18 protein-coding genes and 1 tRNA gene are annotated in these 19,872 nt (G+C 63.9%); 13 read left to right on the top strand and 6 right to left on the bottom strand.

The window, feature by feature from the left end; genetic code table 11:
• Nucleotides 1-702: 702 nt before the first annotated feature.
• From ACRCSW_RS19825 to ACRCSW_RS19815, 3 genes are all read right to left on the bottom strand, one after another.
• Entirely contained in the window at nt 703-2,184 is a 1,482-nt protein-coding gene (locus ACRCSW_RS19825; protein ID WP_438707375.1) for an AMP-binding protein, read from the bottom strand.
• An 84-nt stretch (nt 2,185-2,268) separates the two neighbouring features.
• The gene (locus ACRCSW_RS19820) at nt 2,269-3,021 is read right to left on the bottom strand and encodes an EcsC family protein (RefSeq protein WP_438707374.1); all 753 of its coding nucleotides are present in this window, start codon (nt 3,019-3,021) and stop codon (nt 2,269-2,271) included.
• A 39-nt stretch (nt 3,022-3,060) separates the two neighbouring features.
• Entirely contained in the window at nt 3,061-3,546 is a 486-nt protein-coding gene (locus tag ACRCSW_RS19815) for a GNAT family N-acetyltransferase (RefSeq protein WP_438707373.1), read from the bottom strand.
• 110 nt (nt 3,547-3,656) lie between these two features.
• Between ACRCSW_RS19815 and ACRCSW_RS19810 the strand changes: the two genes are divergently transcribed.
• From ACRCSW_RS19810 to ACRCSW_RS19780, 7 genes are all read left to right on the top strand, one after another.
• Nucleotides 3,657-4,244, top strand: coding sequence for a flavin reductase family protein (locus tag ACRCSW_RS19810; RefSeq protein ID WP_438707372.1), 588 nt, complete (start codon nt 3,657-3,659; stop codon nt 4,242-4,244).
• Between the two features lie 140 nt (nt 4,245-4,384).
• Nucleotides 4,385-4,852 carry a 30S ribosomal protein S6 gene (gene rpsF / locus ACRCSW_RS19805; RefSeq protein WP_438707371.1) on the top strand — a complete coding sequence of 156 codons (468 nt, stop codon included), beginning with the start codon at nt 4,385-4,387 and terminating at the stop codon, nt 4,850-4,852.
• Nucleotides 4,853-4,881: 29 nt separating this feature from the next.
• Complete coding sequence (gene rpsR / locus ACRCSW_RS19800; protein WP_125327012.1) at nt 4,882-5,109, top strand: 30S ribosomal protein S18; 228 nt, start codon at nt 4,882-4,884, stop codon at nt 5,107-5,109.
• A 12-nt stretch (nt 5,110-5,121) separates the two neighbouring features.
• Nucleotides 5,122-5,691 (top strand): 50S ribosomal protein L9, encoded by a 570-nt coding sequence (gene rplI, locus ACRCSW_RS19795; RefSeq protein ID WP_438707370.1) that lies wholly within the window; start codon nt 5,122-5,124, stop codon nt 5,689-5,691.
• A 164-nt stretch (nt 5,692-5,855) separates the two neighbouring features.
• A complete protein-coding gene (locus ACRCSW_RS19790) occupies nt 5,856-6,866 on the top strand; it encodes a nucleotidyltransferase family protein (protein WP_438707369.1) in 1,011 nt (336 codons plus the stop codon).
• A 57-nt stretch (nt 6,867-6,923) separates the two neighbouring features.
• Nucleotides 6,924-7,865 carry a DMT family transporter gene (locus ACRCSW_RS19785; RefSeq protein ID WP_438707368.1) on the top strand — a complete coding sequence of 314 codons (942 nt, stop codon included), beginning with the start codon at nt 6,924-6,926 and terminating at the stop codon, nt 7,863-7,865.
• Between the two features lie 111 nt (nt 7,866-7,976).
• Nucleotides 7,977-9,935, top strand: a complete 1,959-nt coding sequence (locus ACRCSW_RS19780) for a bifunctional 2',3'-cyclic-nucleotide 2'-phosphodiesterase/3'-nucleotidase (protein ID WP_438707367.1) — start codon at nt 7,977-7,979, stop codon at nt 9,933-9,935.
• A gap of 71 nt (nt 9,936-10,006) precedes the next feature.
• On the opposite strand, the gene tig is transcribed toward ACRCSW_RS19780, so the two are convergent.
• The gene (tig, locus tag ACRCSW_RS19775) at nt 10,007-11,341 is read right to left on the bottom strand and encodes a trigger factor (protein WP_438707366.1); all 1,335 of its coding nucleotides are present in this window, start codon (nt 11,339-11,341) and stop codon (nt 10,007-10,009) included.
• A 149-nt stretch (nt 11,342-11,490) separates the two neighbouring features.
• Nucleotides 11,491-11,575, bottom strand: a tRNA-Leu gene (locus tag ACRCSW_RS19770).
• 176 nt (nt 11,576-11,751) lie between these two features.
• Between ACRCSW_RS19770 and ACRCSW_RS19765 the strand changes: the two genes are divergently transcribed.
• Nucleotides 11,752-12,234: a Hint domain-containing protein gene (locus ACRCSW_RS19765; RefSeq protein WP_438707365.1), complete on the top strand. Its 483-nt coding sequence runs from the start codon at nt 11,752-11,754 to the stop codon at nt 12,232-12,234.
• A gap of 29 nt (nt 12,235-12,263) precedes the next feature.
• Here the strand turns inward: ACRCSW_RS19765 and ACRCSW_RS19760 are convergent, their stop codons facing one another.
• A complete protein-coding gene (locus tag ACRCSW_RS19760; protein WP_438707364.1) occupies nt 12,264-13,448 on the bottom strand; it encodes an MFS transporter in 1,185 nt (394 codons plus the stop codon).
• A gap of 283 nt (nt 13,449-13,731) precedes the next feature.
• Here ACRCSW_RS19760 and ACRCSW_RS19755 point away from each other — a divergent pair, with 283 nt between their 5' ends.
• The 5 genes from ACRCSW_RS19755 to ACRCSW_RS19735 form a co-directional block, all read left to right on the top strand.
• Nucleotides 13,732-15,330 carry a GMC family oxidoreductase gene (locus tag ACRCSW_RS19755; RefSeq protein ID WP_438707363.1) on the top strand — a complete coding sequence of 533 codons (1,599 nt, stop codon included), beginning with the start codon at nt 13,732-13,734 and terminating at the stop codon, nt 15,328-15,330.
• A gap of 127 nt (nt 15,331-15,457) precedes the next feature.
• Complete coding sequence (locus ACRCSW_RS19750; protein WP_438707362.1) at nt 15,458-16,495, top strand: substrate-binding domain-containing protein; 1,038 nt, start codon at nt 15,458-15,460, stop codon at nt 16,493-16,495.
• Between the two features lie 97 nt (nt 16,496-16,592).
• Nucleotides 16,593-18,053 (top strand): phosphate ABC transporter permease subunit PstC, encoded by a 1,461-nt coding sequence (gene pstC / locus ACRCSW_RS19745; RefSeq protein WP_438707361.1) that lies wholly within the window; start codon nt 16,593-16,595, stop codon nt 18,051-18,053.
• Complete coding sequence (gene pstA, locus ACRCSW_RS19740; protein ID WP_438707360.1) at nt 18,050-19,402, top strand: phosphate ABC transporter permease PstA; 1,353 nt, start codon at nt 18,050-18,052, stop codon at nt 19,400-19,402. Before pstC ends, pstA begins: the two co-directional genes overlap by 4 nt.
• Nucleotides 19,403-19,415: 13 nt before the next feature.
• Nucleotides 19,416-19,872 (top strand): phosphate ABC transporter ATP-binding protein (locus tag ACRCSW_RS19735; protein WP_438707359.1); only part of this gene is annotated, 457 nt, incomplete at its 3' end.

The following is a 19,872-nucleotide window of genomic DNA, read 5'->3' as shown; positions in this document are numbered from 1 at the left end:
CCCCGTGGAACCGTGGTTGAATATGATCGTCGGAAACGGCCCATCGTGTCGGGGTTTTGCGACGACAATCTCTAGGTTCACCCCGGCTTCGCTAGAAGGCACGAATGTTTTTTCAAGCTCGATGTTGCCTACCAATGATCAGTCCACTCCAATGGGTCCGGCTCGCGCCTTTGGCGATGTTAAACTGAACCTCGACTGTCCGGTAAGGGCTCAGAGCGACATTTCCCAGAACGCACACTCGTCACTAACGACGCCCCTGGATGGCCGATCTGCCCGTCATCCAAGCCCCCTTAACAAACCCTTACCCACCCTCCCAACCCCTTGAAATCCCTCACCCTCACCCGTTGTCCCACCGTTGGACACAAAACCGGGGCCGCCCCAGGCGACCCCGGCTTTGACGCTGCTCCCAAGGGGAAAAGGAGCTGCATCAAGGGCTGACGACGTCCCAGACGCCGTCGGTTTCGACCGCGCTGACCGCCCCGGGCGGGGGCCCCATCAGTATAAAATCGATGGAAAGCGCGGTCTTCTTCATGTCAAATCCTTCTGTCGCAATATCACTGGTCAATCCTCGGCCCGCCGCCCGGAGGCACTTGCCCCCGGACGCCGGATAACTCCCCCCAATATGCCTGATCTCTTCGGGTCATCCGGGCAGAGAGGCAAGCTCTCGCCCGCCTCACCAACCCAACGCCGCTGGGCGCGGATCTATTCGCTGCCGGATGAAAAAAGTTCGGCATAGGCCCGGCGCAGCTCGGCCTTCTGCACCTTCCCCATCGCGTTCCTGGGGAGGTCGTCCAGGACCAGCACCCGCTTCGGGATCTTGAATGCCGCAAGCCGTTCCCGCAGCGCCGACCGGACCGCCGCTTCGTCCAAAGCCGCCCCCGCCGCAGGCACCAGGCACGCCACCACCGCCTCGCCGAAATCGGGATGCGGGACACCGATCACCGCCGAGGCCGCAACCCCCGGAAGCTCGTCCAGCGCCGCCTCGACCTCGGCGGGATAGACGTTCAGCCCCCCGCTGATCACCAAATCCTTCGCCCGACCGAGAATGCTAAGATACCCCGCGGCATCGAACGCCCCGAGGTCGCCCGTGACAAACCAGCCGTCCCGGAACTCCTTCGCCGTCTGGTCCGGCATCCGCCAGTAGCCCCGAAAGACATTCGGCCCCCTGACCTCGATCGCCCCCGCCTCACCCAGCGGCACTTCAAGGCCGTCCGCCCCGGTCACCCGCACCTCGACCCCTGGCAGGGGCAGCCCCACCGTCCCCGCCTTGCGAGCCCCGTCGTAGGGGTTCGAGGTGATCATATTGGTCTCGGTCATCCCGTAGCGCTCCAGGATCGCATGCCCCGTCCGATCCTCCCATTCGGCATGGGTCGCAGGCGACAGCGGCGCCGAGCCCGAGATGAAAAGCCGCATGTGCGCGCAGGCCTTTCGCGTCAGGCCAGCCTCGCCCAGAAGCCTGGTGTAGAAGGTCGGGACGCCCATCATCACGCTCGCCTGTGGCAAGGCTGCGAGCACGGCACCGGGACTGAAGCTTCGCTGGAAGATCATCGAAGCGCCAGAGTAGAGGACGCAGTTCGTCGCGACGAAAAGCCCGTGGGTGTGGAACACCGGCAGCGCGTGGAGCAGCACATCCGCCCCGGTGAACCGCCAGAGCCCGACCAGAGCCTCGGCATTCGACGCAAGGTTCTCGCGCGAAAGCATCACGCCCTTCGACCGCCCCGTCGTGCCTGAAGTGTAGAGGATTGCGGCCAGATCATCGGGCCCATGCGCCGGATCGTCGTGCCCAGCACCTTGCACAGCGGCCAGCGCCAGAAGCTCGTCCAGCGGGATCGTCCGCGCACCAAGGGCCGCGAGCCCTTCCACCCGCGCGGAATCAACAACTGCCAGCGCGGGCCGGGCGTCCTTCAGGAAATGCTCGGTCTCGGCGACCGTGTAGCCGGGGTTCACGGGCAGGAAGACCACGCCTACCCGCAGGCAGGCGAGGTAGAGAGACAGGACCGCCTCGCATTTCTCGACCTGCAGCAGAAGCCGGTCGCCCTTCCGCAGCCCGAGCGCCATGAGGGCATTCGCGAGTTGCCCGGTCTCGGCCAGAAGGTCGGCATAGGTGACCGGCCCGTTCCGCAGCCAAACCCGGCCCGGCACCGCCGCATGTTCCTTCAGCTTTGCAATGACATCCGCGCTCATGGCCACCCCCAGATGCCGGGGCCTTTACCCGCAACTTCGGCGCAACCCAAGATTTTTCGCAGAAAAATCGTGTGTCCCGCGCTATCAGGCCTTGATGATCCGCGGAGGTTCAACCGCCAGCCGGAACTCCTCCAGCACCAGCTCGGCCCCGTGCTGGTCGGCAAGCTTCAGAAGCGCAAACCGCACCCGCGCGACTTCGCGGTAATAGTTCAGGAACGCCGCGTTCAGCGTCGCACCCGAGACCGCCCCGATCACCGGCACGGCCTGCGCCGCAAGCTTCTGGCCCAGAACCGCTGCCAGCTTCGGCGCAATCGTCGTGATCAGGTTCTGCACGGCCGACCCCGTCAGCGCCAGGCGGGCAGTAAGGAACGAGGTGTTCACACCGTCATCCTGGGCCAGAGGGCTGCCTGCGCCAAAGACCTGAAGGCACTCGGCCCGCACCCAAGGCGCGTCGGGGTCATGGCCATGCTCAACCGCGACCGCCCGGATCGTGTTCAGAAACAGCGTGACCGTGATGGGAAGCTCGGCGATGGCGGTCGCAAGCCCGCCCACACCGCCTGCCGCGCCGGTCGCGATCGCCGCAACCATTGGCCCGCGCTCGCCCAAGTCCGGCGCCCGCCCGGCAATGCCGTAAGAGGTCTCGAGCGCCTGCGCCGTCATCCGCTCGATCTGCCCGCGAAAGCCCGCAGGCAGCGCGGAAAGCTGGCCTTCAAGGCTGCCGCCCAGCCGGTTGACCAGCTGCATGACCGGTCCGTTGGCGCGTTTGTAGCGCGCGGCAAGAAGGGCGATGTCGACCGAAAGATCGGTAGGGCGAACGGCGGGAAGTGTCTGGTCCATAGGCGAGATATGGGAACCCCGCCCCCCTTCGCAATCCCCTCAGGTCGCTTTCGTCACAAGGCCCGTCACCCCCGCCCAGGCTCCGGCCTTCAGCGCCAAGCCCAGAACGCGGTCGGGGTTCGTGGGCGGCGGCATTTCCACCCCATGAAGCTTCCTGAATCCGAAGCGCGAGTAGTAGGGCGCATCGCCCACCAGCATGGCCCGTTCCCAACCCAGGCGCCGCGCTTCGGCCAGGCTTTCGTTGATCAGAAGCGCCCCAAGACCTTCGCCCTGGTGCGTCGGGTGCACCGCGATCGGCCCCACCAAAAGCACGTCATGCTCGCCGATCAGCGCGGGCCAGTAGCGGATGACGGCGGCCAGCGCCCCCTCCTCATCCCGCAAGGTCAGGCAGAGGGGGGCTACCGTCGGCACGCCGTCCCGCAGGCGGTAGGACGACAACGCGGTCCGTCCCGGCGCAAAGCAGAGGTCGTATAGGGCCTCGACCTCCCACCAGTCCGCCTCGGTCTCTTCCTCAAGCCGGTACACGCGTCTGCTTTCCCCACCCGATGCCGCAGGCACGCTGCATGGCCGAATCCACTGGAACCGGCCCGTAACATGGCGCAGTGTCACGATCAATTTGTGAAACGGGATTGCCGATGTTCTACCGCCCCGCCGACGGCCACGGACTGCCGCACAGCCCGTTCGCCGCCATCGTCTCGCCCCGCCCCATCGGCTGGATCTCGACCCGCTCCAGCACAGGCGACAACCTTGCCCCCTATTCCTTCTTCAATGCCGTCGGCTATACCCCGCCACAGGTGATGTTCGCGGGCGACTTCCGCGACAGCATGGCGAATGCGATGGAGAGCGGTGTCTTCGCGGTGAACGTCGTGGCCGCCGAGGCGCTGGAAAAGATGAACGCCACCTCGGCCCGGTTCGCCCGCGGCACCGACGAATTTGCAAAGACCGGGGTCGCCAAGGCCGAATGCGTCGCCATCGACTGCCCCCGGGTGGCCGATGCCCCGGCGACGCTGGAATGCCGGGTGGTGAAGCTTGTCGAAATCCTTGGCCCCGAGCGCATTCTGGTGGGCGAGGTCGTGGGCGTTCACCTGCGGGACGACTGCCTGGTCGGGGGCCGCTTCGACGTCACGCGCTACTCTCCCGCGGCGCGGCTGGGGTATCACGACTATACCATCGTGCGTGACGTGATCGAGCTCCGCCGCCCGAAAGATCCAAACCCCGTGTGACGCCCTTGCGCCCCTTCGGCAAATCTGTATAAGGCCCCATCCTTTCCGCATATCCATGAACCGGCGATGCCTCTCGTGGACGGGCCGTGGAAAGGGTTTCGCCCGTCCTTTGAAGCCGCCCCGAAACGAAGGAAGACCGCGTGCCATTGTATGAGCATGTCTTTATTTCGCGTCAGGACTTGTCCAACACGCAAGCCGAAGGCCTTATCGAACACTTCTCGACCGTCCTCGCGGACAACGGCGGCAAAGTCGTTGAAAACGAATACTGGGGCGTCAAGACGATGGCCTACAAGATCAACAAGAACCGCAAGGGCCACTATGCCTTCCTGAAGTCGGACGCACCTGCGACCGCCGTGCAGGAAATGGAGCGCCTGATGCGGCTGCATGACGACGTGATGCGCGTGCTGACCATCAAGGTCGACAAGCACGGCGAAGGCCCGTCGATCCAGATGCAGAAGCGCGACGACCGCGACCGCGATGGCGAGCGTTCGGATCGTGGCGACCGGGGTGGCTTTGGCGGCGGCGAACGCCGCGAGCGCAGCTTCGGCGACCGTCCGGATCGCGGCGACCGTGGCGACCGCCCGTCGTTCGGCGCTCCGCGTCGTTGATCCATAGCTTGAGGAAAGGTTCATAAACCATGGCGAACAAACCGTTTTTCCGCCGCCGCAAGGTTTGCCCCTTCTCGGGCGACAATGCACCGGCGATCGACTACAAGGACACCCGTCTTCTGCAGCGCTACATCTCTGAGCGCGGCAAGATCGTGCCCTCGCGGATCACTGCCGTCTCGGCCAAGAAGCAGCGCGAACTGGCCACGGCCATCAAGCGCGCCCGCTTCCTGGCGCTTCTTCCCTATGCCGTGAAGTAAGGAGCGACGAACATGCAAGTCATCCTTTTGGAACGTGTGGCCAAGCTGGGCCAGATGGGCGAAGTCGTAAACGTCAAAGACGGCTACGCCCGCAACTTCCTTCTGCCGCAGGGCAAGGCGCTGCGCGCCAACGAATCGAACATCAAGTCGTTCGAAGTGAAGAAAGCCCAGCTGGAAGCCACCAACCTCGAAACCCGGAAAGAAGCGGAAGCTGTCGGCGCCAAGCTCGACGGTCAGACCTTCATCGTGATCCGCTCCGCCTCGGACGCGGGCGCGCTTTACGGCTCGGTCACCCCGCGCGATGCGGCGGAAGCCGCGACCGACGCGGGCTTCACCGTTCACCGCGGCCAGATCGTGCTGGACAAGCCGATCAAGGAACTGGGGATCCACACCGTCTCGGTGCAGCTGCACCCGGAAGTCACGGTGAAGATCAAGCTGAACGTCGCCCGTTCGGTCGAAGAGGCCGAGCTGCAAGCGTCGGGCAAGTCGATCCAGGACCTCGCAGCCGAAGCGGAAGCCCAGGCCGAGTTCGAGATCGCCGAGCTTTTCGACGACGTCGGCTCAGCGGCGTCGGACGAATAAGCCCTTATCCCATAAGGGATTTCGAAACCGCGCCAGGGCAACCAGGCGCGGTTTTTCTTTGTAACTGGCTCATGTACTACAATTGACTTCAGTTGTAGTACATGGCGCTTGCCAGGAATGGCGCGCTCATGTACTACAGCGATGACCCTTTGTAGTACATGGCCATGAACCGCCTAAGCTCCATCGCCCATGCCGCCTACCTAGACCTCCGCAGCGCGCTCGTTGACGAGGCCGCAAGCGAAATCATCGGGACACCCCGCCTTGAACGGCGCGGAGGGAAATCCTACTGGTACGACATGTTCCGCGTCGGCAGTGATGTCCGCAAACGCTATATCGGCGAGGACACGCCCGAAATGGCCGATCGTATCGCGCGGCTTCAGGACCTCAAGAGCGCAGCAGCAGCACGTGCGGCGGATCGGGCGCGCCTGATCCGCATCCTGCGTACAGAAGGGGCGCAAGCCCTTGATCCAGCGACAGGCTCGCTCCTTGCCGCCCTCGCCCAAACCGGAGCCTTCCGACTGGGTGGAACAATCGTCGGTACAAATGCTTTCCGACTCTACGAATGCGAGCTGGGCATCCGCATCTCTCAGACAGAGATCATGCAGACTGGCGATCTCGACATCGCGCAGTTCGAGCGTCTGTCGCTTGCCTTGGGCGATGCCGTGGAAACCCCGCTAGCAGATAGCTTCGCCGCATTGGATTTCGCACCCGTTCCTTCAATCAACCACCGCTCGGTGTGGCGCTGGCGGCAGACACGGTCGAACACAATGGTCGAATTCCTCACCCCCTCCTTCCGCCCCGAAGAGGATATCCGCGAGCTTCCCGCCCTGGGCGTTGCCGCTCAGTCGCTCCATTTCCTGAACTATCTCATCGCCGAGCCGATCAAGGCCGCCGCCCTTTATCGCTCGGGCGTCCTCGTCCAGATTCCCCGGCCCGAGGCCTATGCCATCCACAAACTCATCGTCGCCGACCGCCGCAAGGGGCCGGACCAGCTGAAAGCGCGCAAGGACCGCGCACAGGCAAAGCTTCTGATCGAGGCGCTGGCCGAAGACCGGCCCGACGAACTCCGCGAGGCCTACAGCGATGCGCTCGACCGTGGCCCCCAGTGGCGCACGCACATCGCGGCGACCCTGAAGCGGATGCCCGAAACCGCCGCAAAGCTTGCCGCCCTCTGACAAGCCGCTGTCGGCGGCAGGCAAGCCGTCGGCCAAGGCTTGGCTAGCTTGACGGGCATGACCCTGTCAGCCACCCATCGCGGCATTCTGGCCCTTACTATGGGGATCGCGATCTTTTCGGTGCAGGACGTGATCCTGAAGCAGCTGTCGGGCGACTATCCGCTGCATCAGGCCATGGTCCTGCGCAGCCTGACCGCCCTTCCCTTCCACCTCGCCATCGTCTGGTGGTTCGACGGGCGGCTTTCTACCATCACGACACCCAACTGGCGGAAGATGCTGGCGCGGGGTCTGCCAAGCTTTGTCGCCTATACCGCCTACTACCTTGGCCTGGCTTATGTCCCCATGGCCGACGCGGTAGCACTTTTCTTCACCAGCCCGCTTTTCATCACCCTTGCAGCGGTCATCTTCATGAGCGAGCGGGTGAGCCTTCTGACGACTGTCGCCCTGGCGGGAGGTTTTGCCGGGGTTCTTCTGATCGTGAAGCCCGGTGCCGCAAGCTTCGACCTTGCCGCCCTGCTCCCGATCCTTGGAGCGTTCGGCTACGCGATGACGATGGTGATTGCGCGGTCGCTGGGCCGGACTGAATCGGCCGCAGCGATGGCGTTCTGGGGCAACGTCTGCTTCCTCCTCTGCGCCTTGGCGCTGTCGGCGCTCTACGGGTCCGGCGCTTATGCCGGGGCCTCGCATCCCTCGCTTGCCTTCCTGACGCGGGGCTGGGTCATGCCCGATGCGACCGACCTGGCGCTGATGGTCAGCTGTGGTGTTATCGCCGCCGTGGGGATCACGCTTCTGACCTACGCCTACCGGATCGCGCCTTCATCCTCCGTCGCTCCCTTCGAGTACAGCTTCATGTTCTGGGGGGTGCTCTGGGGTTGGACGATCTGGGGCGATTTCCCCGATATTCTCGGCTGGGTCGGTATCGCCATCATCATCGGCGCAGGGCTTCTGGTGATCAGCGCACCCCAAAACGAAAAGGCCGCACCCGAGGGCGCTGCCTGAATTTCCCTTTCGCATCGATCCGTTACGAAACCTTCAATCGCGTCGATTAAGGCTTGCGGTGCAACCAATCCGGGCGTTTCATTGTTATCGTTCAATTCTGGAGTGACTCACATGACCCTCCACTTGACCCGCCGCGGCTTCATCGCCGGTTCCGCCAGTCTGCTCGTCCTTCATCCGTTTTCCGTCCGCGCCCAAGCCAACCAGGCCCATCTGCGGCTGATGGAGACGACGGACCTCCACGTCCACGTCTTTCCCTACGACTACTACGCCGACAAGCCTATCGACACCGTGGGCCTCTCGCGCACAGCGAGCCTGATCGAAGCGATCCGGGCCGAGGCGACGAATGCGCTGCTCCTCGACAACGGCGACTTCCTGCAGGGCAACCCGATGGGCGACTACATCGCCTACGAGCGCGGAATGGACCAGGGCGAGATGCACCCGATCATCTCGGCGATGAACGTGCTTGGCTATGATTGCTGCACCCTCGGCAACCACGAATTCAACTACGGTCTGACGTTCCTCATGAACGCCGTCGCCGGGGCGAAATTCCCGGTGATCTCGGCCAACGTCGTCAAGACCGCAGGCGCCACCCCGCGCGAAGACGCCACGCTCGTGCCGCCTTACGTCATCCTCGACCGGACCATCACCGACGGCGCAGGCACCAGCCATCCGATCCGCATCGGCCTCATCGGCTTCGTGCCGCCGCAGATCATGACCTGGGACAAGAAGCATCTGGAAGGCAACGTGACCACGCGCGACATCGTCGCCACCGCCGCGGCCTACGTCCCGCAAATGCGTGAGGAAGGCGCCGACATCATCGTGGCCCTCAGCCATTCGGGGATCGGCGATACCACCGCAACCGATGGCATGGAAAACGCCGCCGTGCCGCTGGCCGCCGTCGAAGGGATCGACGCGATCCTGACCGGCCACAGCCACCTTGTCTTCCCCGGCCCCGATTTCGATGGCTTTGCGGGCACCGACAACGCCACCGGAACCATCTCGGGCAAGCCCGGCGTGATGGGTGGGTTCTGGGGCAGCCACATGGGCCTTGTCGACCTCCTCCTGGAACGCGACGGCAACGGCTGGCGCATCCTCTCGCACACCTCCGAGGCGCGCCCGATCTCCAAGCGCAACGAAGACCGCAGCGTCACCGCGCTGGTCGAAGATCACGCCCCCGTCCTTGCCGCGGTACAAGCCGAACATGACGCGACGCTGGAATACATCCGCCGCGCGGTCGGCAAGACCGAGGCGCCGCTCCACAGCTACTTCGCCCTCGTCGCGGATGACCCTTCCATCCAGATCGTCTCGATCGCGCAGATGTGGTATGTAAAACAGATGCTTGCGGGGACGGAGCATGAAACCCTGCCCCTCCTCTCCGCCGCAGCACCGTTCAAGGCCGGTGGCCGAAGCGGGCCGGAGTTCTATACCGATGTGCCAGCCGGGGATGTCGCCATCAAGAACGTGGCCGACCTTTACCTTTATCCCAACACCGTCCGTGCGGTGTCAATCACCGGGGCGCAGGTGAAGGAGTGGCTCGAACGCTCTGCCGGGATTTTCAACCAGATCAAGCCGGGTGAAGCGGATCAGATGCTGATCAACACCGACTTCCCCAGCTACAATTTCGACGTGATCGATGGCGTCACCTACAAGATCGACCTCAGCCAGCCCTCGAAATACGACAAGGATGGGCTGGTCATCGACATCGCCGCCAGCCGCATCACTGACCTGATGTACAACGGCGCCCCCGTCGACCCGGCCCAACGCTTCGTCGTCGCCACCAACAACTACCGCGCAGGCGGCGGTGGCAAATTCCCCGGCGCCGATGGCTCGACCATCATCTACGAAGCGCCTGACACCAACCGCGACGTGATCGTGCGCTACATCGTCGAGCAGGGCACGATCAATCCCACCGCCGACGCGAACTGGGGCTTTGCGCCGATGCCGGGCACCAGTGTCCTCTTCGACACCGGTCCTGGCGGGACCAAGTACCTGGCCGACGTGAAGGGCGTGAAGATCGAGCCCGCGGGTGACGGCGAAGAGGGCTACGCGCGGTTCCGCATCACGCTCTGACAGCCGGGGCAAAAACGAAAAGGCCGCACCCGAAGGCGCGGCCTGATCCCCTGTCGGACCTGACCGGTCTCTTACATTTCGTCCAGCGCCTCGACGGCCTTCTGAAGCTTCTCTTTCGAGATTTCCTTGTCGGTCACCTTGGCCAGGCCAACGAGGTGGTCGACAACCTTGTCCTCGAAGACCGGCGCGCGCAGTTGCTGCTGCATCTGCTGGTTCTTCTGCACGAACTCGAAGAACTGACGCTCCTGCCCCGGATACTGGCGGGCAGCGGCAAGAACGGCCTGGGTCATCTCGGCATCGGTCACGGTGACTTCGGCCTTGCGACCGATCTCGGCGAGAAGAAGGCCCAGACGCACCCGGCGCACGGCCAGGGTCTTGTGTTCGTCGGTCGGCTCGATGGCGCCGTGGTTGTGGCCGTGATCGTCCGGATGCTCTTCGTGGTAAAGCTGGTGCGCGATCTGGTTCGCTTCCGCATCCACCAGGTTCGCGGGCAGGTCGAACTTGACCATACCGTCAAGCTGGTCAAGGAGCGACCGCTTCATGACGGCCCGGGCCGCGCCCTTGTATTCGGCCTCAAGCCGCTCGGCGATCTGGGCCTTGAGGGCCGCCAGGTCATCGGCGCCGAATTTCTTGGCCAGTTCATCGTCAACTTCGGCAGCTTTCGGCTCTTTCACCGCCTTCACGGTGCAAGCGAAGACCGCAGCCTTGCCAGCCAGATGCTTGGCACCGTAATTGTCCGGGAATGACACGTTGACGGATACCTCGTCACCCACCTTCGCGCCGACAAGCTGGTCCTCAAAACCAGGGATGAACGAGTTCGACCCCAGGACCAGCGGATAGTCCTCGGCCGAGCCGCCCTCGAACAGCTCGCCATCGACCGAACCCTTGAAGTCGATCACGATCTGGTCGCCGTCCTTGGCCTTGGCGCCCTTCTTGCGGTCGTCGTAGGATTTGGCGGAACCCGCCAGATTCTCCAGCGCCTCGGCAATCGCCTTGTCGTCGGCCTTCACGATCAGACGCTCCAGCTTCAGCTTGCCGGCATCGACATCAGGGATCGGCGGCAGGGTGTCATAGGTCATCTCGACCACGACATCCTGACCTTCTTTCCAGGCGTCGCCGCCAACCATCTTGACCTCGGGCTGCAACGCCGGGCGGTCGCCGGTCTTGTCGAAATGGTCCTTCATCGCGCCGTCGATCGCTTCCTGCATCGCGTCGCCCAGGATCCGGGTGCCGAACTGCTTCTTCAGGATCGCCAGCGGCACTTTGCCCTTGCGGAAGCCCTTGATCTCGACCTCAGGCTGGGCTTCGAGCAGCTTGGCCTGCACCTTGGCGTCCAGCTCGGCGGCCGTAACGGTGATGGTGTAGCCACGCTTAAGGCCTTCGTTCAGGGTCTCGGTGACCTGCATGCTGGGGTGTCCTTCCTCGATCATTCGGGCGCATTTGCGCAATAGCGTACTGGCGCGAGGCTGGCGCCCTGCGCTAAGTCGCGCGCCTTCTAGCAAAGCTTTCGGCCCGGTGTAAGGGGTAATTCATCGCCTGCCACGATGGGGCTGTATGGTGCGGGTGGAGGGACTTGAACCCCCACGCCTTGCGGCGCCAGAACCTAAATCTGGTGCGTCTGCCAATTTCGCCACACCCGCATGCGCGCCTTCTAGCAAAGCCCGGTTCGGGGCGCGAGGGGCAAAACGCTGCCCCATTCCCGCCACACACCCTGCGAGATCGGGCCACAACTGCCCCGAAATCAACGAACCGGGATCGAAACTCGACCACAAACCGACGGCAAAACATGCAAGAGACAGAAAGTGAAGGACGGGTCATGGACGCCGAAGGACCATTTTCCAGATCAGCAGGCGGGACCGAGGTCCCTGTTGCACCGGGCCTGCGCGCTGGCACGATCGTGCGGACGCTTGACGGCTTGCTTCCCGTTGAATTCCTTGCCCCGGGCGACCGTATCGTGACCCGCGCAGGCGCGCGTCGGCTGGTTTCGATTTCGGTTGCGGCCCGGAAGCAGGTTGACCTCGTGCGCATCCGCGCCTCGACAATGGGGCATGACCGGCCCGACCAGGATCTCTTCGTTTCCCCCGACCAGCCGGTGATCATTCGCGATTGGCGGGCAAAGGCGCTTTACAACGTTGACGTGGCCGCCATTCCGGCGTCGCGGCTGGCGGATGGCGAGTTCATCGTTCTGGAAACCCACCGGAACGTAAAGCTCTTCACGCTCTGCTTCGACGACGACGAAGTGATCTATGCCGAAGGGCTGGAACTGGCCTGCCCCGCGTTCCTGCCAGAACTCGCCTGATCCAACACTGGGCCCCGGATGGCAGGCCGCTAAACCGACGCTCTGCGCGCCATGCTGGCAAGGGCTATCAGCACGGCCAGTCCGGCAACGGCATAGACCGCCAGAATCACCCTCATTTCAGCATAGGGCATCGCCGCTTCGGTGGTGCTTTGCGCAGCGGCGAGGCTAAGGGTGGCCGCAAACAGCAGCCGCGCGGCAAGGCTTTTCACTGACAGATAGGTCGCACGTATTCCATCTGGCAACAGCAGCTGGGTGCGGGCCTGGATGAAGGGTTGCGACAGCGAGTCAGGCACCATCCGGAGGAGCAGGAGAGCAATGACAAAAAGGCTGTTCGAGATCGCCAGCGCTGCCGTGAGTGCGACCTGCATCCCGAACGCCAGTAGCAGGATGCTCGGCAGGCCAAGAATCCTCCGCAACCGCAGCGCCACGAGCGACACGGCGACCGATATCATCATCATCGAAAAGCTCACAGTGCCCGAGATCAGCGGCGTCTGCGCCGCATAACCTGCATTCGTCAGCGCTTCGCGGATGAACGGCTGGCCAAACACAAATGGGATATGGCTGAACACATACATCACCAGCGTCAGACACAAGAGCCACAACAGCGTTGGCTGGGCAAGACTTGCGCCGAGTGCGCGAAGGTTCTCGCGGTGATCGGCGGTTCTTGAATGCGGCGGTTCGCGGAAGAGAACAGTGATGACCAGAAGTGCCACCGCCGCGATCGCCGTGGCCACGTAGGGCAGCACGTCGTCATACTGCGCAAGCGCACCGCCGGTCAGCGCAGACAAGGCCAGCGCGGTGAAACTGTAACGCCAGGCTTTCAGTTCGGCGGCCTCTACCTCTGCCACCCGATCTTCTGCCTTCAGGCTTTCATATAGCAATGAGGTGTCGGTACCTGAGGCAAAAGCCCCCGCCGCGCCCAACAGCCCATTGGCCAGCGCGAACTGGGCAAAACCGTCACCGAAGACAAAGATGACGGCCCCGGCAATGCCGCTGAAAGCCGCGACCATCAAGGTCAGTTTGCGCCCGAGCCGATCCGACATGTACCCCGAAGGAACCTCGAGAACCGTGGTGCAGATGTCAGACACCACGTAAAGCAGAATGGCCTCGGAGGCGGAGAGACGGCTCTCGAAGTAAAGAAACCAGGTCGCCTGCCAAAAGATCAGCTGCTGGGCGAACTTGAACCAGGGATAAAGCGCAATGTTGCGATGCATTCGGCAGTGTTAACTGGCCGGCTGAGAGTTGGCGAGGCTCGATCTGACAAAGGCCGTTCGGATGGGCCCTAGGGTCCGAAAGGCCGTAAAGCGAGGGCGCCCCTAGCCCTCGAAAGCGCGCCCCTATCCTCCTGACGTCGCGTTCCTCTGGGCTTGCGGGCGGGATCGGCTAGACTTCCCCAATGCAAGTCGTAAGCCCACCCACCCGTCCGATCCCTGATCCCTTCCCGCCCCAAAGCCCGCGCATGATGCGGTTGGCAGGCATGATCAAACGGTTCCCCGGATGAACGACTTCGACGTCATCATCGTCGGCGCGGGTTCCGCCGGCTGCGTCCTCGCCAACCGGCTCTCTGCCGATCCCAGCCGCCACGTCTGCCTGATCGAGGCCGGCCCCCCCGACCGCAACCCGATGATCCACATGCCCTTCGGCCTTGCCGGGCTTGCGCACATGCGCTGGCTCAACTGGGGGTACGAGACGGACCCCGAACCCGCCCTGAACAACCGCCGCCTCTTCTGGCCGCGCGGGCGCGTCATGGGCGGATCGTCGTCGATCAACGCGATGATCTACATGCGCGGCCACCCGCAGGACTACCGCGGCTGGGCCGAGGCCGCGGGGGAAGCGTGGGACTGGCCTCGCGTCCGCGAGATATTCAAGGAACACGAAGACAACCGGGCCCTCACGGACGACCACCACGGCACCGGCGGCCCCCTGACCGTCAGCAACCTGATGCAGCCCAACCCGCTCAGCCGCGCTTTCGTGCGGGCCGGGGCGGAATGCCAGCACCCGATCAACCCCGACTTCAACGGGGCCGACCATACCGGCGTCGGCCTTTATCAGGTCACCCAGCGCGATGGCCGCCGCTTCAGCGCAGCCCGCGCGTTTCTCGAACCCGCCCTCTCCCGCCCGAACCTGACGCTGATCACCAAAGCGCAAGTCCACCGCGTCCTGATCGAAGACCGTCGTGCGGTCGGCGTCATCCTCGCGAACCGCGAGCTTCGCCTCCGCGAGGGCGGCGAGGTCATCCTCTCCGGCGGCGCAATCAACTCCCCGCAGCTTCTGATGCTTTCCGGCATCGGCCCGGCCGCCCACCTGCAGGCCATGGACATCCCGGTCGTGCATGACGCGCCAGAGGTCGGCGCGAACCTCGCCGATCACCTCGACATCACCGTGCAGGCCGCACTGAAAGGCCGCGAAGCCATCGGCATCGCCCCCACCTTCCTGCCCCGCGCGGCACGGGCCGCATGGGCCTATCTGCGCCGGGGACAGGGCGAGTTTACTTCAAACATTGCCGAAGCCGGAGGTTTTGTAACATCCGATCCCTCCCGCGACCGACCGAACCTGCAATTCCACTTCATCCCCGCCTACCTCCACGACCACGGGCGACGCATCTCGTGGGGCTACGGCCTCACGCTCCATGTCTGTGATCTTTTGCCGAAGAGCCGGGGCCGGATCACCTTGCGGACGCCCGACCCAATGGCCGCACCGAAGATCGAGGCAAACTACCTCGGCCACCCCGACGATCTTCCGGTCCTGATGAACGGCCTAAAGATCGCACGGAACATCGTCGCGGCCCCAGCACTTCGCCGCTATGTCCAGCAGGAAACCCTGCCCGGCCATAAGGTTATCAGCGATGTCGAGCTGGAAGCCGATATCCGCGCGCGGGCCGAAACGATCTATCACCCCGTCGGAACCTGCCGCATGGGGCGCGATGAAAGCTCGGTCACCGACCCGCAAGGCAGGGTCCGGGGGGTCGATGGTCTTCGTGTCGTCGATGCCTCGCTCATGCCGCAGATCATTGCCGGGAACACCAACGCCCCCACTATGATGATCGCCGAAAACATCGCCCGGATGATGCTGGCCCGACCGACAGACCTGCCCTAGCGTACCGCCACAGACCTGTCACATATATTTTACAAACCTGATAAATAAGCTTCACGCGTGGCGTCTAGAGCCGGTTCAGGCCGCTATCGAGGCCGACGCAATGTCGCACGCAATCAGGAGTGCTCCCATGAAATCCTTCCACGTTACCGCCTCGGTCATGGCCTTCGCGGCCGCCGCAGCGATGCCCGCCGCCGCGCGTGACCAGATCCAGGTCACCGGCTCGTCCACCGTTCTGCCCTATGCGACCATCGTAGCCGAGGCGTTCGGCGAGAACTTCGACTTCCCGACCCCGGTCGTGGAAGGTGGTGGTTCGGGTGCTGGCCGCAAGAAGATGTGTGAAGGCGTTGGCGAAAACACCGTCGACATCGCGAACTCTTCCTCGCGCATCTCGCAGTCGGACATCGACCTCTGCGCGCAGAATGGCGTGACCGAGATCATGGAAGTCCGTTTCGGCTATGACGGCATCGTGTTTGCCTCGGACGTGAACGGCCCCGAGTTCGCCCTGGCCCCCGCCGACGTCTTCAACGCGCTGGCCGAAACCGTGCTGGTTGACGGCGCGCTGGTTCCGAACCCGCACACCCAGTGGGCCAACGTGAACCCGGCACTTCCTGCGCAGGATATCCTGGTCTTCTCGCCCGGCACCAAGCACGGCACCCGCGAAGTCTATGACACCAAGGTCATCGTCGCTGGCTGCGAGGCGACCGGTGCCATGGCTGCGCATACCGCTGCCGGCCTCGACGAAGATGCGGCCGAAGAGGCCTGCATGAAGCTTCGCACCGACGGGCGCAATGTCGACATCGACGGCGACTATACCGAGACGCTGGCCCGTCTCGACGCAGACAAGAACGCCGTCGGCGTCTTCGGCCTGTCGTTCTACCAGAACAACACCGACAAGCTGCGTGTCGCGACCGTGAATGGCGTCGCACCTTCGGCGGAGACGGTTGCTTCGGGCGACTACCCGATCTCGCGTCCGCTCTACTTCTACGTCAAGAAGGCGCACATCGGCGTGATCCCCGGCCTGAAAGAGTACATCGAGTTCTTCGTGTCCAATGACATGGCCGGCCCGGATGGCCCGCTCGCAGCCTACGGCCTCGTGTCCGACCCGGAACTGGCCGCCACCCAGGCTGCAGTTGCTGCCGAAACCCCGATGGGTCCGCTGGAATAAGACTCAAGTCCGGCAGGCGGGGCTCTTGGCCCCGCCTGTTGATTCATGCCCGGCGGTGCAAGCCGCCATGGTCCCTCTGACTGCTGCAGGTTGACCGATGTCCGTGCTCATGCTCTTCGCCGCCATAGCGGTCCTTGCTCTCGCCGCCTATTTCCTCGCGCGCCAGCGCTCTCTCGCGTCTTCTGGCGGAAACCCCAGACTCCTGCACTCCCTGCCACTCTACTATGGCTGGTATGGCGCACTCGCCGTTCTGATGCCGGCCCTTGGCGCGCTCGTGGTCTGGCTGATCGTCCAGCCCATGGTGATCGAATCCCGCATCTCGGCCGACCTCCCCGCCGAGCTTGTCTCCGACGCAACCCAGCGCGAACTGACCATGGCCGATGTCCGCCGCGTGGCCGGAGGCCTTGACGCCGCGGTCGCCCAGGGTGCGATGACCGAAGAAGAAGCCGGGATGATCCGCACCGAGTTCACGAATGTCCGCGACAAGCTTGCCCGCGTCGGTGTGGCGCTTGGCTCGGACGTCACGAAAGAGGTGCTTTCGGCCGCGCAGGACTATCGTGAGCTGACCAGCTGGGGTGCCGCCGGACGGACTGTTCTCATTCTCGCACTCGCCGTGCTCGGCCTCTTCTGGGGCGTGACCCGCGCCCAAAAGGACTTCCGCGCCCGCAACCAGGTGGAAAAGGTCATCCTTGGCCTCCTGATCGTGGCCTCTTCGATCGCGATCCTCACTACGGTCGGCATCGTCTGGTCGATGGTGTCCGAAACCTTCGAGTTCTTCACCAAATACCCGATCCAGGATTTCTTCTTCAGCCTCACCTGGTCCCCGAACTTCCGCGGCGGGTCCGAGCTTGGCATCATCCCGCTGATCTGGGGCACGCTTTACATCACTTTGGTCTCGATGCTGGTTTCCGTGCCCATCGGCCTCTTCACCGCGATCTACCTGGCCGAATATGCGTCGAAACCCGTCCGCAACTGGGTCAAGCCGCTGATCGAGGTCATCGCAGGCATCCCGACCGTCGTCTTCGGCATCTTCGCCCTTGTCACGGTCGGCCCCTTCCTTCGCGACTACTTTGCCGAACCCTTTGGCCTCGGCAACTCGGGCTCCTCCGTCATGACGGCGGGCATCGTGATCGGCATCCTCAACATCCCCTTCATCTCCTCGCTTTCCGACGACATCATCAACGCCGTGCCGCAATCCCTGCGCGACGGCAGCCTTGGCCTTGGTGCCACGAAGTCCGAAACGGTCAGGCAGGTGATCCTGCCCGCAGCTCTTCCGGGCATTGTCGGCGCGATCCTGATGGCCGCCTCGCGCGCGATCGGCGAGACGATGATCGTGGTCATGGGCGCAGGCGCCGCTGCCAAGCTTGACCTCAACCCGTTCGAGGCGATGACCACGATGACCGTGAAGATCGTGGGCCAGCTGACCGGCGACACCGACTTTGCCGCACCTGAAACCCTGGTGGCCTTCGCCCTTGGCATGACGCTCTTCGTCATCACGCTTGGCCTCAACATCTTCGCCCTCTGGATCGTGCGCAAATACCGGGAGCAGTACGAATGACCGACATCTCCGCCGTCCCCGGCTTCGCAGCACGGCCGAAGCAGTCGATCCTGACCGCCAGCGCCGAGATGAAGCGCCGCAACGCCGCCGAAGCGCGCTTCAAGGCCTACGGGATGATCGCCATCGCAATCTCGCTCGTGACCCTCGCGATCATGCTCTTCACGATCTTCCGGGATGGCGTCTCCTCCTTCCGGCAGGCGCAGATCACCTTCCCGATGGAGCTTTCGGCCGAGGTGCTGGACCCCGAAGGCAACCGCAACCGCGCCGAGATGGCGAAAGTCACGACCGTGGGCTACAGCAAGGTCCTGGTCAGCGCGCTCGTGGCCGAGCTTCAGAAGCGCGACATCGCGCAAGAGGGCGTCTCCGACGCAGAGATCGGCGCTCTCATCTCGAAGGATGCTGCCGGCCAGCTCCGCGCCGAAATACTGGCAAACCCCGCGCTTGTCGGCACCACGATCGACGCTTCGGTCCTGGCGGCCGGTCGCGTCGACGGATACCTGAAGGGTCGCGTCACCCTGGAAACGGCCGAACGCGACAACCAGATCACGCCCGACCAGCTCCGCCTGGCCGAGCAGCTGCGCGAGGCCGGGCTTCTGACCTCAAGCTGGAACTGGGGCTTCTTCACCAACCCCGACGCCTCGGACCAGCGCCCCGAAGCTTCGGGTCTTGGCGTGGCGCTTCTCGGCTCGGCCTACATGATGCTCCTGGTGCTGGTGACCTGCGTTCCGGTGGGTGTCGCCGCCTCGATCTACCTTGAAGAGTTCGCGCCCAAGAACCGCTGGACCGACGCGATCGAGGTCAACATCTCGAACCTTGCGGCTGTGCCGTCCATCGTCTTCGGGATCCTGGGCCTCGCGATCTTCATCAACTTCGCGGGCCTCCCGCAGTCCTCCAGCGTCGTCGGGGCACTCGTGATCAGCCTCATGACGCTGCCCACGATCATCATCGCGACCCGCGCCGCGATCAGAGCGGTTCCGCCGTCGATCCGCGATGCGGCCTTGGGCGTCGGCGCGTCGAAGATGCAGATGGTCTTCCACCACGTCCTGCCCCTTGCCATGCCCGGCATCCTGACCGGCACGATCCTGGGCCTCGCCAGCGCATTGGGCGAAACCGCCCCCCTTCTTCTGATCGGCATGGTCGCTTTCGTCGACAACTATCCCTCCGCCCCGCCCGAGGGCTTCCTTGACCCGGCAACGGCGCTTCCGGTGCAGGTCTACTCCTGGGCCAGCCGGGCCGACCCGGCCTTCATCGAACGGTCCAACGGCGCGATCATCGTGCTTCTGGCGTTCCTCGTAGTCATGAACGTCGGCGCGATCCTGCTGCGCCGCCGCTTCGAACGCCGCTGGTAAGGATATGCCCCCGATGAACGACATGACCCGCACTGCACTTGAGGTCGAAACCGCCGCCTCGAAGATCACGGCGCGAGGGGTTCAGGTTTACTACGGGACGAACCATGCGCTGAAGGATGTGGATGTCGACATTCTTGACCGCGCGGTGACGGCGTTCATCGGGCCGTCGGGCTGCGGCAAGTCGACGTTTCTGCGCTGTCTCAACCGGATGAACGACACTGTCGCCTCGGCCCGGGTCGAGGGGAAGATCCTTCTGGAAGGCGAAGACATCTATGATGCCCGGGTCGATCCGGTGCAGCTGCGCGCCAAGATCGGCATGGTGTTCCAAAAGCCGAACCCGTTTCCGAAGTCGATCTACGACAACGTCGCCTACGGCCCCAAAATCCACGGACTGACGCGCAACAAGGCCGAGCTTGACCAGATCGTCGAGGCCTCGCTGCGGAAAGCCGCACTCTGGGGCGAGGTGAAGG

Origin of the sequence: Tabrizicola sp., from assembly GCF_051645465.1 — a bacterium.
Lineage (GTDB): Bacteria > Pseudomonadota > Alphaproteobacteria > Rhodobacterales > Rhodobacteraceae > Tabrizicola.
The sequence above is the reverse complement of the archived record's forward strand: the minus strand, read 5'-3'. Positions and strand labels throughout refer to the sequence as shown.